Origin of the sequence: Halomonas sp. AOP22-C1-8, from assembly GCF_052378905.1 — a bacterium.
GTDB classification, from domain to species: Bacteria; Pseudomonadota; Gammaproteobacteria; order Pseudomonadales; family Halomonadaceae; genus Vreelandella; species Vreelandella citrativorans.
Window position 1 is genome coordinate 1 of the sequence record NZ_JBQSYD010000001.1, and the last position, 15,466, is coordinate 15,466.

At 53.8% G+C, this 15,466-nt stretch carries 15 protein-coding genes; 1 reads left to right on the forward strand and 14 read right to left on the reverse strand.

The features are described 5' to 3' along the window. From ACT3TY_RS00005 to ACT3TY_RS00015, 3 genes are all read right to left on the reverse strand, one after another. Positions 1–226, reverse strand: a 226-nt coding sequence (locus ACT3TY_RS00005; protein WP_444627024.1) for a hypothetical protein, incomplete at its 3' end; no start/stop codon positions are given. 1,034 nt (positions 227–1,260) lie between these two features. Beyond that, complete coding sequence (locus ACT3TY_RS00010) at positions 1,261–2,499, reverse strand: type II toxin-antitoxin system HipA family toxin (protein ID WP_444627025.1); 1,239 nt, start codon at positions 2,497–2,499, stop codon at positions 1,261–1,263. Then, positions 2,496–2,792 carry a helix-turn-helix domain-containing protein gene (locus ACT3TY_RS00015; protein WP_087111202.1) on the reverse strand — a complete coding sequence of 99 codons (297 nt, stop codon included), beginning with the start codon at positions 2,790–2,792 and terminating at the stop codon, positions 2,496–2,498. Before ACT3TY_RS00015 ends, ACT3TY_RS00010 begins: the two co-directional genes overlap by 4 nt. 204 nt (positions 2,793–2,996) lie before the next feature. Here ACT3TY_RS00015 and ACT3TY_RS00020 point away from each other — a divergent pair, with 204 nt between their 5' ends. Then, positions 2,997–4,007, forward strand: coding sequence for a serine hydrolase domain-containing protein (locus ACT3TY_RS00020; protein WP_444627026.1), 1,011 nt, complete (start codon positions 2,997–2,999; stop codon positions 4,005–4,007). Between the two features lie 17 nt (positions 4,008–4,024). On the opposite strand, the gene ACT3TY_RS00025 is transcribed toward ACT3TY_RS00020, so the two are convergent. The 11 genes from ACT3TY_RS00025 to araG all read right to left on the reverse strand — a co-directional run bounded on the left by ACT3TY_RS00025 (position 4,025) and on the right by araG (position 15,452). After that, complete coding sequence (locus ACT3TY_RS00025; protein WP_444627027.1) at positions 4,025–4,528, reverse strand: tellurite resistance TerB family protein; 504 nt, start codon at positions 4,526–4,528, stop codon at positions 4,025–4,027. A 36-nt stretch (positions 4,529–4,564) separates the two neighbouring features. Then, on the reverse strand, positions 4,565–5,569 hold the full coding sequence (gene yejK / locus ACT3TY_RS00030) for a nucleoid-associated protein YejK (RefSeq protein ID WP_444627028.1): 1,005 nt from the start codon (positions 5,567–5,569) through the stop codon (positions 4,565–4,567). 58 nt (positions 5,570–5,627) lie between these two features. Continuing rightward, a complete protein-coding gene (locus tag ACT3TY_RS00035; protein ID WP_172119068.1) occupies positions 5,628–6,389 on the reverse strand; it encodes an ABC transporter permease in 762 nt (253 codons plus the stop codon). Next, a complete protein-coding gene (locus tag ACT3TY_RS00040) occupies positions 6,386–7,321 on the reverse strand; it encodes an ABC transporter ATP-binding protein (RefSeq protein WP_444627029.1) in 936 nt (311 codons plus the stop codon). The genes ACT3TY_RS00035 and ACT3TY_RS00040 overlap by 4 nt, the downstream gene beginning before the upstream one ends. 183 nt (positions 7,322–7,504) lie before the next feature. Continuing rightward, positions 7,505–7,783, reverse strand: coding sequence for a peptidylprolyl isomerase (locus tag ACT3TY_RS00045; protein ID WP_087111190.1), 279 nt, complete (start codon positions 7,781–7,783; stop codon positions 7,505–7,507). Between the two features lie 86 nt (positions 7,784–7,869). Next, entirely contained in the window at positions 7,870–8,976 is a 1,107-nt protein-coding gene (locus tag ACT3TY_RS00050) for a serine hydrolase (RefSeq protein WP_444627139.1), read from the reverse strand. A 62-nt stretch (positions 8,977–9,038) separates the two neighbouring features. Then, positions 9,039–10,145: an acyltransferase family protein gene (locus tag ACT3TY_RS00055; protein ID WP_444627030.1), complete on the reverse strand. Its 1,107-nt coding sequence runs from the start codon at positions 10,143–10,145 to the stop codon at positions 9,039–9,041. A gap of 172 nt (positions 10,146–10,317) precedes the next feature. Continuing rightward, positions 10,318–10,605 carry a hypothetical protein gene (locus ACT3TY_RS00060; RefSeq protein ID WP_172119065.1) on the reverse strand — a complete coding sequence of 96 codons (288 nt, stop codon included), beginning with the start codon at positions 10,603–10,605 and terminating at the stop codon, positions 10,318–10,320. Positions 10,606–11,107: 502 nt separating this feature from the next. Next, a complete protein-coding gene (locus ACT3TY_RS00065) occupies positions 11,108–12,853 on the reverse strand; it encodes an IlvD/Edd family dehydratase (protein WP_172117993.1) in 1,746 nt (581 codons plus the stop codon). A 57-nt stretch (positions 12,854–12,910) separates the two neighbouring features. After that, positions 12,911–13,921, reverse strand: coding sequence for an L-arabinose ABC transporter permease AraH (gene araH, locus ACT3TY_RS00070; protein ID WP_172117992.1), 1,011 nt, complete (start codon positions 13,919–13,921; stop codon positions 12,911–12,913). A gap of 37 nt (positions 13,922–13,958) precedes the next feature. After that, a complete protein-coding gene (araG, locus tag ACT3TY_RS00075) occupies positions 13,959–15,452 on the reverse strand; it encodes an L-arabinose ABC transporter ATP-binding protein AraG (protein WP_193054278.1) in 1,494 nt (497 codons plus the stop codon). Between the last annotated feature and the right edge of the window lie 14 nt (positions 15,453–15,466).

A 15,466-nucleotide genomic window follows, 5' to 3' on the forward strand; every position in this document is an offset into this window, starting at 1 on the left:
GTTGCAATAACTGGGAACTCGAGAGAGCTTGATGACACTGCCCTTCTGATACGTCCTTTACCTCTTCTGAAAAGGCTTTACTGGAAAAAATCATTCTTTCATCCTCTTTACGTATGCGGAAAAGAGTATTCCTCGTATTTGTTTCACTTTTTGTACTCGTTAGCGTTTTTTTAGATGCTTCAGGTTCGTTTGTAACGTTTAAAGACATTTTATTCATATCCAGCACGCCACCCCTCTTTATCGCTACATCATTCACTATTTTTCGGCTATCAACGGTACCACACAGCTATTACTGCTTTTTTATCGGTTAAAATCAATCACCCCCCCCCCCTGTGGCGGCAGCCTGCCACTAACCACCTTTAAAGCAAACGTTTGAACCATTAAAACGCCGCCACTTAAAACGATCCTCGATAAAAAACATGAGCTTAACCGATTAATATCAGACATTTCCCGCATTAAATTTTTATTTAATAAAAATTAACGACATGCCTATTCACGACAAAATATCTTATATAGCAGCGATATACTGCATCGCTTACTTATCACCCCGGCGCGCTATAAAAAACACTACCCATTTGATTTTTTAATAGAAAAACATAATACTGGATAATTATACAACGCCTTACCGTCAGCAAAAAAACATGTCTACACCATACTTTGGCTTTTAGTATGCCTGCTTAATCCGTCGCGTTTGTGAAGTTTTGTTTTTTTCTGCAACATTATTAATCGGCCTCTTCGGCCTCAGCCTTGGGCTATCGGTATTTACAATGCTCCAAAATGGGTATCTTCAGCGCTCAATCTGGCCTTTGCCACTGCTGTTCGAGGCAGACCCGGCTACGTTTAATGCCTAATAGCCGTTGGGTTATGGCAGCGATAGTCGCCATATGAAATGTTTGTTTGAAGAGCGAGGTTAATAACGCTTGTGTCGTGCTTACCGCGTCACTTTTGTCACAAGATTGCGTAAGCGGGTGCGTAAAAAGCCCGCAGGGGGGAAATCTGCGGGCGTGCTGGCGGTCGCTGGCGTTAGCGCAGGCCGAGCAGTGAAAGGATAAACAGCACAACGACAATTAGGCCTACGATATAGATAATATTACGCATGTTGGCACTCCTTGCTGGTTTGCGTTTTGGTTGAAATCAAAGGGTTGCTTACGCCCAGTAACGATTAAAGCCTAGCAGGCTTTTCAACTTTTTGCGTAATGCCCTGCCTTTCCCTACCAGAAGGCAGAAGGTGGCTGGGTTTGCGTGGCCGCATGGCTAGCGTTATCCGAGACGCTGGCGGTTCTCGTCGAATGCTCGCTGAATAACTTTCTGCTGCTGGGTATCGATTTCTAATTCATAGCAAAGGGACGACCATTCGGATAGAGCATCAAGGGCTTGTTCAATATAGAGATCCGGGGTTAAGTACCTGAAGGGAGCACAAACCTGTTTGAGCTTTTTACGCGTAGCCAAACCTGCCCCACTGAAAGATGTTGTATGCTCGTCTGCATAGCTCCGAACAGGGGCGTAAGTCAGGTCGTATGCAGGGGCCAGTGTCCATCGCCCTTGATCATGTAAAAAAGCGAAGTTCTTAGCGTGGTCATCGTGATTGTGGGTCAGGGCGTTGAACACCATCAATCTCGCCATGCGCTCAACGTCTTCTGCGTGGCGGGTAAACGTGCTGGTTGCCTTGAGCAGATCTAAATAGTCCAGCGATGGAGCGCTGTGATCGGCATATAGAATGCCGCTAGCGGTCATCATGTGGATTTTGCGATTACCGTTGCGATCAAAGCGCTGAGTAGAAAAGAAACGCTCGGTTCCCGTTGAGGAGCTGACCTCAATTAGCTTGCTCGAGGCCATTTTCACACCCGCATGCTTAGCCAACACCGAATAGGCGTACTCAATGGCGCCCGTATCCCTATGCTCGGCAGGGGCACGGAACTTCACTAGCCAATGCTGATAGCCCACAGGAAGCTCTTGGAAAGACGTACTGCACTGCTTACCATCAGAAGATAACGCAACGACCACCTTGGGCCGGGCACCTGCCGGGGAACCACCGGCTAGTCGCAAGGCATCCAGAGTAGTCGTGGTTTCACCTTCGTAGACAGCATTAGCTGCCTGATAGAGCTGGGCCAGGTCAATATCATTTTCATCCGCGGTATGCTCAATAACGGGACGGTACTCCAACGCCCCCATTCCCTTGTCAGCCATATAAGCCAGCCGATCAAGCGGGGAAATATCTCTCCGGTCTTTTCCATGTTCGGCGAGGAAATAGCGATCCATGAGCAGCATTCCCCAACCATCTGGCAGTGAGTCAGCAAATGCGCCTGGTAGACCAGCAAAAAGGAGGGGATCGGGCGCCTTCTGTGGCTGGGTAGTAAAATCCATGTTCAGAGGCGATAAATTAAAGCCCTCCGCCACCCACTGAGGGTCATAAGCAAAGTAGGTGCCCTGTCGGCTAGCGACCAGCTCACCCACACGGTTATCTGCTAACAGCACCTCTACGGTGTTGATACGCTTCATTTTCGCCCCCGAACACGCCCTGCCTGCTTGATCTCTTCAAGTGATATGGGATGCTCATATGTGAATAGCTCGGCAATTTGGCGTGTGGCGCCCAGCGCCGTGGCAATGAGCACCAAGATATCGAGGGTTATTTGCCCACTGGATTCGAACCGTTTAATGGTGGACTCGGAAACACCCGTCATCTGCGCCAAGGTTTTACGGGAGAGGTTCTTCGCCAATCGTGCTTCTCGTGCATTGGCACCGACCTGCTGAGACAGTTCGCCAGGAGCAAGCAAGGAGTGAGTAAGGGCCATAAAAAAACCTCTACATAATGGGCTATTTATAACCCATTATAGACTAAAATTGACTTTAAAAGCTCAAATATAACCTTTAATAATTATTCGATTAGCTTTATATCTAGAGAGTGCTATCGCACTTTAATTTTAGCGTCTGTGTATGGTGGAACCTCTCTCACTTCTAAACCTCGAACCTTTGCCACTTATACCGAAGGTGTTGTGATGCGCGCCACTGCTTTGCTTGTTTCATTAGCTGTTACTTCATTGTTACCCACCGCCTATGCAGCCGCTAATGAACCTTCTGCGCATGCACTCCAGGCGCTGGATCAGCAAACCCGCCAATTAAACCGCCTTCACAGCGTTGTGGTCGCTTACGACGGCGAGATTATCCGCGAACTCCACCAGGGTGGCCCCGGCGTTGCGCAGCCTGCCAATATCAAATCACTTTCCAAAACGGTGCTGGCGGCGATAACAGGCGCAGCTATTGAAGAGGGCATTATTGAATCCACCGAGCAGCGATTAGTGGCGCTGTTGGATGAGCCATTGCCCGCCGGGCTGGACCCGCGCGTGGAAGACATTACCGTAGGGCATTTGTTGGCTCAGCAGGCGGGGCTTGAGCGTACATCCGGCGGTAACTACAGCGCTTGGGTGGCAAGCTCAAACTGGGTTAACGATGTCCTTACTCGCCCGTTTGTCGATGAGCCCGGCGGGCGGATGCTGTACTCCACCGGCACTAGCCACCTGCTTTCCGCAGCACTTACCCAGGCAAGCGGTGAAACCACGCATGTGCTCGCACAACGCCTGCTGGGGGAGCCGCTTACTATTTCGATTCCCGCGTGGCCGCGTGACCCGCAAGGCATTTATTTTGGCGGCAACAATATGCAACTTTCGCCACGCGCGTTGATTGAGGTGGGTGAGCTTTATCGTAACGACGGCGTGATGAAGGGCGTGCGGCTATTCCCAGAAGGTTGGGTGAAGGCTTCATGGACACCCCGTGGTATCTCTGCCTGGACGGGTGATGGCTATGGATATGGCTGGTTTATTACCGAACTCGTGGGGGAAACGGTGTACTACGGGCGTGGCTATGGCGGACAAGCGCTGTACGTGATCCCTGAACGCGATATGACCGTTGTGATCACCGCAGACCCCACGCCGCCCTCCCCAGGCGGCCAGTTTCAGCAACAGCTGCATCGCCTGGTCGAGGGCCTGCTCAGCGCACCTGAAGAGCAGTAACGTAAGAAGCTAATACGTTAGTGAGATACGCCGCCTCGTTCAGGCCCATCTTGCGCTGTTCGGCGCTCTTCAACCTGTCCTTCAACCTGTAGCTTGGTACGAATAAAATCACTGTGGCTAACATGCAGTAAATCGGCCAGCCGCCGAATACGGTGCTCTTCAAGCGGGTCAACGCCGCCGTCGGCCCAGGCCAGCTGCCACATCAGCGCCACCAGCTCACAGCGCTGGTCGTAGTTATAGTGCTCTTTGATTAGGCTCACAAACTGGTAATGATCGACGGCCTCATCCACTTCTGCTTGTGCCAACGTCATCAGCTCTTCTACATCGCTTGTGCTGAGCTGGTAGCGCTCGGTAAGCATAAGGCGCAGCGCGGAAAGCTCTTCATCGGTGGTGTCGTAATCGGCGCGGACGATTTCACACAGCAGTGCTGCGGTGGCCAGTTCCAGGGTGAGCGTTTGATTTTCGCGCTGCTCGGGTTGCGCAAGCGTGCGCTGGAAGAAATCACTAATAGCGTTCAGCATAAGGGGCTCCTGGGTTGCTACAGCATCGTCCTTACCTCAATCCTTCTTGGTAAGCTGCTCTCTTAACTGCTTGGGCACTTGCTTGATAATCAGGCGATCTTGAGTGGCGTCGTACTCGATGCTTGAGCCCAGCAGGTGGGAGTCAAAACTAATCGAGACACCGCCCGCTCGGCCGGTAAAACGGCGGAACTGGCTTAAGGTACGCTTATCGGGGGGAATCTCCGGCGAAAGCCCGTAATCGGCGTTGCGAATATGGTCGTAAAAGGCTTTCGGCTGCTGTTCGTCCACCAGCCCAGAAAGCTCTTCCAAGGTCATTGGCTCGCCACGGCGAAGCTGTTCATTGGCGTAGTCCACCAGCGTGTCGGTTTTTTCTCGACTCGCCTCGTCGTCGAAATCCTCTTTTTCCACATAGTCACTGAAGGCCTTGAGCAGCGTGCGGGTTTCAGCGGGCGCATCGATCCCTTCTTCCATGCCCAACAGGGCTACCATGCCTTCGGCAAGCTTTTTACCACCACGATCTTTCAAGAAAGAGACGTACTGCGCACCAGGCGACTCGCTCTGCCACTGGGTTAAATTGACCCGAGCCGCCAGGGTAAGCTGGCTGGTATTCAGCTGCGCGGCAGGCACGGCCTGGTGGGTTTGGTTAATGCCAATGCCCTCACGCTGATGTACCAACGCGATAAATAGCGTTTCGGTGTCCCCCTGGCGCATGTGCGCAAGCAGCAAATAGCCACTGACGGATAGCTGCTCTTGCAGCTCACGCGCCAGGCGCTCAGCAATTGCGGTCGAAAGCTGGGTAAAGTCCTGGGTACCCGCCATATAATCCCGCAGCCAGGCAAGTAACGGGCCAGCCTGCTCGCCCTCTTCAGCAAAGCGCCCCCAACCTTTAGCCTTAGTGTTATACGTGTCGTTCAGCGTATTCACCAAGCTTGTCATGGCCGGGTCATCACTTTCGGCAAGCGATGGCGCAGCGGTTAGCGTTAAGCGTTCACCGTCAAGCGAAGGGTCCAGGCGGTGAACAATGCTTTGCAGTAGTGGCATAAGGGCCTTGGCTCCTGGCGTCAATAAAAAGAGGTGCTATGCAAAAAAATACTGCGCGTTAGGGTTTCAGGCGATAGCCGGTACGAAATATCCACGCGATAGTGGCCAGGCTCGCCAGTAAAAAAAGGCTGATCATGGCCACACTGGCCACCACACTGACATCGCTAATCCCGTAGAAGCTCCACCGAAAGCCGCTGACCAGATACACCACAGGGTTGGCGAGCGTGACGGTCTGCCAGAAAGGGGGCAGCATATCTATCGAGTAGAAACTGCCGCCCAGAAAGGTCAGCGGCGTAATGATCAGCAAGGGCACAAGCTGCAGCTTGTCGAAGCCATCCGCCCAAATGCCGATAATGAACCCCAGCAAACTAAACGTGACGGCGGTGAGCACTAGAAACGTCAGCATCCAGAAGGGGTGCGCAATTTCCAGCGGCACAAAAAAACTCGATGTCCCAAGAATGATCAGCCCCAATAGAATCGACTTCGAGGCGGCCGCCCCAACATAGCCAATCACTATTTCAAGATAGGAGATGGGCGCCGATAAAATTTCATAGATACTGCCCGAAAACTTGGGAAAGAATATCCCGAAAGAGGCGTTGGACACGCTTTGGGTCAGCAGCATGAGCATAATCAGCCCAGGCACGATAAAGGCGCCGTAGCTGACCCCGCCAATCTCACTGATACGCGAACCGATGGCCGCGCCGAACACCACAAAGTAGAGCGAGGTTGAAATAACCGGCGACACAATGCTTTGCAATAATGTGCGCCGCGTACGCGCCATTTCTGCCATATAAATGGCGCGAACAGGATACAGATTCATGCACGCTCCTTAACCAGGTCGACGAAAATATCCTCAAGCGAACTCTGCCGTGTATGCAGGTCTCTAAAGGCGATGCCTTCACGCTCAAGGTTCGCTAACAGCGCTGATATCTTGTGGCCCTCTTCATCCTGACGGCCATCATAGGTGTACACCAACTCATGTCCATCGGCGGCCAGACTTAACCCCGTTTGCTGAAAAGCGGCAGGTAGCGCCTTTAACGGCGTTTGCAGTTGAAGAATTAACTGCTTGCTGCCCAGCTTTTGCATCAAGGCCGCTTTCTCTTCCACCAGCACGATTTCACCTCGATTAATCACCCCGATGCGGTCGGCCATCTCTTCGGCTTCTTCAATATAGTGGGTGGTGAGAATAATCGTGACGCCACTTTCGCGCAGCCCGCGAACCACTTCCCACATATCCCGGCGCAGCTCAACATCGACCCCCGCCGTTGGCTCATCCAAAAACAGAATGCGCGGCTCGTGAGAAAGCGCCTTGGCAATCAGCACGCGGCGCTTCATTCCGCCGGAAAGGGTCATTAAGCGGTTATGACGTTTATCCCATAACGCCAATGACTTAAGCACTTTTTCAATATGCGCAGGGGCAGGCGCTTTACCAAACAGGCCACGGCTAAAACTGACCGTATTCCACACCGTTTCAAAGGCTTCGTTGGTCAACTCCTGAGGCACCAGGCCGATACGCTCACGCGCCTGGCGGTACTGGCTAACGCTATTAAAGCCGTCAATCACCACCTCGCCCTGGGTCGGGTTTACCAGCCCACACACCACACTGATCAGCGTGGTTTTGCCTGCCCCATTGGGGCCAAGCAGCGCAAAAATCTCACCACGCTGAATGGTGAGGTCCACCCGCGAGAGCGCTTGAAAGCCGCCTTCGTAGGTTTTATTCAGGCCGTTAATTGAAATAATAGGGTCGTTCATGGTTTTCTCCTCACACCGCAACGTAAACGCCACGACGCTGGAGGCGATTTAACGCGAGATTAAACATGCGATTCTGTCTGAAAAGTGACCGAGCATAAGCGCTTTTCAGGCAGGACCGAATGCCAAAGCGACAATAGCCGTGCAGACGTCTTATCGTATTGCACGGCTATAGAGACGCAACGTTTAGGTGCGGTCAGTGATTTCGAGCAGGTGATAACCAAACTGCGTTTTCACCGGGCCGTGTACCTGACCCAACTCACCGCTGAACACCACCTTATCGAACTCAGGCACCATTTGGCCGGGGCCGAAGCTACCCAAGTCGCCGCCCTGGCGGCCAGAAGGGCAGCTAGAGTGCTGCTTGGCGACATCGGCAAAGTCACGGCCGTTTTCGATTTCCTGTTTAAGCGCTAAACACTGCTCTTCGCTGCTAACCAAAATATGACGAGCGCTGGCGTTTGCCATAACAACCTCCTGCCTGTATCAATGAAATGAAGCCGCTAGTTTATCACGCTCACCTTGGCGGCGGGTGTACCTGCGACACAGCATGCTCAAGGCTTCCCGAGCGCACCGCTATAGCGTAACGCATCGCCTACTCGCGCCAACGCACGTTCATGGTCATTCACTGCTACCGGCCCCCGGCTGCAAGCAACGATCACCCAGGGGCCATTAGCCTCTTCACGCGTAGCAATGCCCGCATCACAACTACGCCGATGCTGGGTACCGGTTTTATGCGCAAAACGGGTGGTATCGCTCATCCCGGCCGTTAATCGATTGTCGCCCGATGTTGTTCGCTGCATTACCTCCAGAAGTGCCTGGCTCGGCTGGGCACCTAAACCACCGCTCGCTGCCTCTTTATACACACTTGCCAACAGGTCGCCGTAGGCACGCAGCGTGCCGACGTTTTCACCGGTCGCTTCATAGGCATCAAACGCGTGGTCATAGTCAGGTTGCTTGAGCGAGGAGGGGTCAACATCCAGCCGCCGAGCCAGCGCAACCGCACGCTGGCCTAACCGGTGCTGGCGCAAGGCGATAAAATCCATGCCGCCCAGCGTTCGCGCGTCAGGGTGTAACTGCCCATAAACGCCCTGACGAACACCAACCAGTTTGGTAATCGGGCCGATATCGTCGGGATTGCCCCCACTATCCGCAATCATTGCTCTCGCCCGAGCATTGACGTCAGCAAGGCCCACGCGGTCAATCAACATATCGGATGCCGTGTTATCACTGACGGTAACCATCTGTTCAAGCAAGTAGCGAATCGAGATCGGCGTCCCCGGGTCGTGCCAGATCACGGGGCCCGCGCCATCCACAAAGTCACTGCGAGAAAGCGTTAAGCGCTCATCCAGTGACAGCGTGCCTGCTTGACGTTCAGCAAGCACTTGGGCGGCAATAGGCACTTTTACCAACGAGGCCAAATACCAGGGCCTGTCCGCGAGCCACGAGTAGGCCTCTCCGGTGGCCAGGTTTTGTACATACACCCCTAAGGTGCCTTCAAAGATGCCCTCAATAGCAGCGACTCGGGCATTCAAGTCAGCCTGCCATGTACTCTGTTTATCGACCTCGTAGTACCAGTTCGTCTCAAAAGCCTGTACTTCAAGCTCCTGTGTCTCAAATTCCTGTGTTTGAGTACCGTCGGCATAGGCTGGCAGTGCCATTAAACACACTACGGCCAGCAGCCAGCGTTGCCATTGTTGCTGTCGTTGCAAACCATGTCCTCTTAGCGGTGCGCTGCGATCCAGCGTGTCACCCAAATCCACACGGCGGCGCCCAGTATCAACACGCCGCTAACCGCCAGCGCCTGTGGATAGGTATACATGCCCTCGCCTTGCAGCAAAAAGCGCAGCACGAGAAAGATCATCACAATATGAAAAATAAACGCTTTTAGCGCATCGCTGCCGACCACGGTGAGCGGCAAAAGTGCCCTGGCAGCAGCCGCTCCACCGGCCAGTGCCAAGGCGAGCAAAATAAGCGCGCCACCTACACTAAACAGCATGAATTCCAGGCCAGGCGGATGTTTGCCTGCGTTATTGGCAACGGCCATCATGGCGGCATAAACACGGCTATCCGCCAACGCGAGACCATAAAACGCCATTACCATTAACGCGCCTACCGCCAGCAGTATTAACACCAAGCGGCGGCGCAAGTGAGCCGTAAAGTAGCAGCGCAATAGCGCTTCGCCTACCAACAATCCCACCAGGATAAGGGGCGCCCGGCTAATCTGCCCCCAGGCATAGTGGTCCGGGTGGTCGACCAGTAAGGCTTTCAGGATATCGTTACCGCCAAAGCTAAGCCCTTGTAACCAGGCAGAAAGTGCGGTTAAGCCAACCAGTGTGGCAATCCGGCTCCAAAGAGGCGCCCGTGCCCATAGCGGTAGAATAAGCGGCACCCAAAGCAGGGCAATGGCATAAAAGCCTAAAATCTCGACCCAGATTCCAAAGCGTCCATAAAGCAGCGTATCGACAATATCGCCAGGGCTACTAAACGGCAGCATCTCGATAATAATGAGCGCTTTGTACCAGAACCACACTTCAATCGCGCGTAGCCATAGTTTAAGGCGTCGTTTAGGCCAATCATCGCTTTGGGTGTGAGAAAGAAAGGCCACTGCCAGGGCAATGCCGAATACCAAAATAAACAGTGATGAGGAAAATTTGGTTAATAGATGAATAGGCACCATGCCCCAGTCAGGCACATTACGTATGCCTATCAGCCCGCTAACCGTGTGGCTGACAATCATTAAGCCAATCGCAATGCCTCGCGCCAAATCGATAGCCGCGATTCGCCCTTCCGCTTTAGGAAGCTGCGGCGCCTCTTTCCAGTTCACCACGATACAAGCTTCCTTATAGTCATAACGGGCCAAGGGGTACGTAATGTTAACAATAGACGATAAGGCAACAACTTTTGCTTTGGGCTTTAAACGCAAAAATGCCCCGCAAGCGGCGGGGCATTTTGTGGCTCATCCGTAAGCCAGAGCAAGTGTTATTCCATTAGCGGGTTAATTACCACTGGGTGTCGTCATCGTCATCCGTGGTTTCGTACTCCTGCTCCTCTTCCTCTTCTTCATAGGTGAATTCTTGCTCTTCCTCTTCATACTCAGTGGTTACATCTTGATCTTGCTGATCAGTGTCATACGAATTAAAGCTGCCTTGCTCGTCCTGCGTCGTCTCTTCTTGCGGCACTGGTTCTTGCTCAGTGCCACTTTCCATTTCAGCAAACGCAAGTGGGCTTGCGATCAGACCAAACGATACGCCTAAAATACCTAGTTTTTTCAGAGCTTCCATTTTCATGTCGTGCCTCCTAAGTAATCTGCTTTCTGTTGCTTCGTAAAAATAAATCAAACAAGGAACATCTAGCCAAGAACCAACCATCATCCTGATGCTGCGTTCTTGTCCTGGTTAGTGCACGCGTCGTACCAGGTTTTTCTAAAAAATAAAAAACATATATAAAGTCAAAAACTTAAACTCAACAAGAGCATGCCAACCTATTGATTTTATGAAATATATTTAATAATTTACTGTTTAACTGTGGCACATGAGCCCGCTTTGGTCATGCCAGGTGCGGTTAATGGCTTCGTCATTTAGGTTTTAAATGAAAACGGGCAGCGACTGATCCACAAACACAATAGACCTTCCCAACAGCTGGCGTCAGAACATCCATCTTGAGCAACAGGATGCTGAGGAAAGTGCTTAGACAACATGTGCAGAATGCAATAAAAAGTTCAGGAAGGAGACCCTGCCCAGGCCACTCCCGCCATCGATCATAGTTAAAAAAATCATCAGGAAATTCTTATCAGTGCGAATGACGCGGCACGTCAGAGCCTCGACAGCCGATCAGGAAGTCAAAGTCACAGCCTTCATCGGCTTGCAGCACTCGCTCAATATAGAGCTGGCGATAGCCGCCCTGGCTTGCGATGAGGGTCGAGGCCGCCGTGGCATCAAACGCGGCGAGGCGTGCCTGAATCTCCTCTTCACTGACGTCCAGGTGCAGCCGGCCGCTGGCGCAGTCCAATTCAATCCAGTCGCCGTTACGCACCGCGGCCAAGGGGCCACCCGCGGCAGCTTCAGGTGCCACGTGCAGCACCACGGTGCCATAAGCGGTCCCACTCATGCGCGCATCAGAAATACGCACCATATCGGTAACGCCCTGAGCAAGGATCTTGGGCGGCAGCCCCATATTGCCGACTTCGGCCATGCCGTGATAACCGCGAGGCCCGCAGTGTTTCATCACCAGGATATCGTTGGCTTCAACGTCCAGGTCCGGGTCGTTGATGCGCGCTTTGTAATCGTCGAAGTCTTCAAACACGACGGCCCGACCACGGTGTTGCATCAGTTCGGCGGTCGCTGCCGAAGGCTTTAACACCGCGCCATTGGGTGCAAGATTGCCGCGCAGCACGCAGATACCGCCATCTGCGGTCAGCGGGTTATCCAGTGGACGAATCACATCGTCGTTATACAGCGGGGCGTCCTTGACGTTTTCCCACAGGGTTTTACCGTTAACGGTGAGAGCGTCTTTAAAGGGCAGGCGATCAGCGTCCCCCAAGCGTTTTAGTACGGCGGGCAGGCCTCCAGCGTAGTAGAACTCTTCCATCAAATAACGCCCGGAGGGCTGTAAGTCTACCACTGTGGGCGTACCGCGCCCCACCCGGCTCCAATCGTCCAGCTTAAGGTCTACCCCCATCCGCCCGGCAATCGCTTTCAGGTGGATCACCGCGTTGGTGGAGCCGCCAATCGCTGCGTTGGTACGAATGGCATTCTCAAACGCTTCTTTCGTAAGGATTTTGGAGAGCTTTAAGTCTTCATTAACCATCTCGACAATACGGTTACCGGAAAGGTGTGCGAGCACATAACGACGCGAATCCACCGCAGGAATTGCCGCATTGTGAGGTAGTGAGGTGCCCAGGGATTCCGCCATGCAGGCCATGGTAGACGCGGTGCCCATGGTGTTACAGGTGCCCGCCGAGCGCGACATGCCCGCTTCAGCGGCCATAAAGTCGTGCAGTGAAATCTCGCCCGCTTTGACCTGCTCAGAAAGTTGCCAGACCACGGTGCCCGAACCGATGTCCTTGCCCTTGTGCTTGCCGTTAAGCATGGGGCCGCCGGTCACGACGATGGTGGGGATATCACAGCTCGCCGCGCCCATTAACAGCGCTGGGGTCGTTTTATCACAACCTACCAGCAGCACCACTGCATCAATCGGGTTGCCACGAATCGCCTCTTCAACATCCATGCTGGCAAGGTTACGGGTAAACATTGCGGTCGGGCGGAGGTTGGATTCACCGCTGGAGAAGACCGGGAATTCCACCGGGTAGCCACCCGCTTCCAGTATGCCCTGCTTTACATGCTCCGCTAGCTTGCGAAAGTGAGCGTTGCAAGGCGTTAGTTCTGACCAGGTGTTACAGATGCCGATAATCGGCTTGCCTTGGAATTCATGGTCGGGAATGCCTTGGTTTTTCATCCAGCTGCGGTACATAAAGCCGTTTTTATCGGCGGTTCCAAACCACTGGGCAGAGCGTAGGGGCGGCTTTCGTTCAGACATGGACGTCTCTCCGTACAATTCGGTAAAAGATAGAAACAAAACAGGAAAAAAGTGTCGTTAGGCGCGCTGACGTCGCGTCTGTTTCCAGCGGTCAAACATTACCGCCAGCAGCAGAATTGCCCCTCGTACCAGGTACTGATAGAACGTTGGTACGTTGAGTAGCCCCATGGCATTCTGCACGCAGCCCATAATCAGTACGCCGACGACTACACCGGTGATAGTGGCAACGCCGCCCGATAGCGCCACCCCACCCAGTACACAGGCAGAAATCACCGCAAGCTCTAGCCCCATGGAGGTATTGGGATCGCCCAACCCCATCCGCGAGGCCAGTAACACGCCCACTACGCCCGCAACAACGCCTTGTAAACCAAAGACAATAATCTTGAGGCGGCGGACATTGACCCCCGCGAGCGACGCGGCCTCCGAGTTACCGCCCGTGGCCAGCACATTGCGTCCGAAGGCGGTCATATTGAGCACCACACCGAAGATGACAAAGCAGGCCAGCATGGTCCACACCGGCAGCGTCAGGCCTAGAAATGAAGCGCTACCCAGGTCAAAGAAACCCGGCACGGTAATCATCACCGCGTCGCCGCCCGAGGTGATATAGGCCAGCCCGCGTACAAACTCCATCGCCGCCAACGTGGCAATCAGCGAGTTAATACCAAACCTGGCAATCACAAACCCGTTAAAGGCCCCCACCGCGCCACCGGCCACAACGCCACCTATAACGCCGATAAAAACGCTACCGGTGCTAGAGGTCACAACAGCCGCCACTACCCCCGCAAACGCTACGATTGAGGCCACCGAAAGATCCACCTCACCCAGCGCCAACACCAGCATCATGGTGGTCGCCAGGCTGCCTATCAGGGTGATCGAAAGCAGCAGCCCCACCATGTTTCGCCCGGTAAGAAAGTCGGGGATAAACACCGCCAAGGCGATAAAGAGCAGCATAAAAACGGCGATCAGCCCAGAGGTGTCCAACAGCGTGCGCAGCGGTTTAACGAGCCCTTGGCGCCCCGCAGGGCGCGTTGGCTCAACACCTTCTTGGGTTAATTTGTTCGATGTCATCACAGGTGTCCTGAACGTGTTCGATAATGGGTACCGCTTAGGCGGGTAGTGCCAGGCCTAATAGTCGTTCGGGCGTGGCGGCGTCTCTTGGCACCACGTCGACCAGCTCACCGTCGCGCATCACTGCGATGCGGTCACAGATGGAGCTAACTTCGGCAAGGTCGCTGGAAATCACGACAATGCTTTTCCCCTGCTCGGCCAAGTCGTAAAGCAGGCTATAAATGTCTCTACGCGCGCCCACATCAATCCCACGCGTGGGCTCGTCCATTACGAAAAGGTCAATCTCTTCCGCGAGCCAGCGGGCCAAAATTACCTTTTGCTGATTGCCCCCGGATAGCTTGCCTATCGGTGCCCGATAGCTGGGGGTTTTAACGCTAAGCTGCTGAATATAGGCTTCAGCATTGCGTCGTTCGCGGCCAGGGTGACGGAAAACACCCCAGCGCTTAAAAAACCGCCGACAGCTGATATTGAGGTTGTCGGCAACGCTCGCCACGGGGAAAATTCCTTGAGATTTACGATCCTCTGGGCACATGGCGATACCAGCACGAATCGCCTCTGCGGGACTTTTAAAGCGTCGCGATTCGCCCTGGAACGTCACGCTACCTGCTTTAGGCGCTTCCACCCCGCATACCAGCCGCAATAGCTCACTGCGACCGGCGCCTACCAGGCCAAACAAGCCAAATACCTCGCCACGCTTTACGGAGAAGCTAACCGGTGCATTCAGGCCGCGCCCTTGAATCTCGTCAACAGACAGCACCACATCGCCCTGCTCGCGGGCGCGATAGCCGTACACGTCATCGATGTCCCGCCCTACCATCTCGCTAACCAATAGATCATGCGTCAGCTGCGACATATCTTCGTGGGTACGAATATGCTGGCCGTCGCGAAAGATAGTGACCGCATCGCACATCTCAAATACTTCTTCCATGCGATGGGTCACGTAGAGCACCACCCGCCCCTCGTCACGCAGGCGTTTGACGATGCGTTTAAGCTGACGGATTTCCTGAATGGAAAGGCTACTGGTAGGTTCATCGAAAGCGATAACGCGGGCATCACGCAGCAATGCACGGCCAATCTCAATCATCTGCTGCTGACCGATAGAGAGATCGCGCACCTTGGTCGAGGGATGAATGTCACCCTCGCCAAGGTCAGCCAGAATCGCCAGCGCCCTTTCCCGCATCTTTCGCCGGTTCACAAACCCCTGACGCGTAGGCAGCTGGCCCAGCAGCAGGTTTTCAGCGACCGACATATTGGGCGAGAGCGTTAGCTCCTGGTAGATAATGGCGATCCCTTCGCGCAATGCTTCACGGGCGTTGCTGAACACGTGGCGCTGTCCATCAATCCAGAGAGCCCCCTCTGCAGTGCGGTTCACCCCGCTAAGCACCTTCAGAAGCGTCGACTTACCCGCGCCGTTTTCGCCCATCAGCGCATGCACCTGACCGGTATGAGCAGCAAAGCTCACCCCATCCAGCGCGCGCACCCCAGGGAATACAACACTGATATTGTCAAAGCGAAGATATGGATCAGACATACGTGAGCACTCCA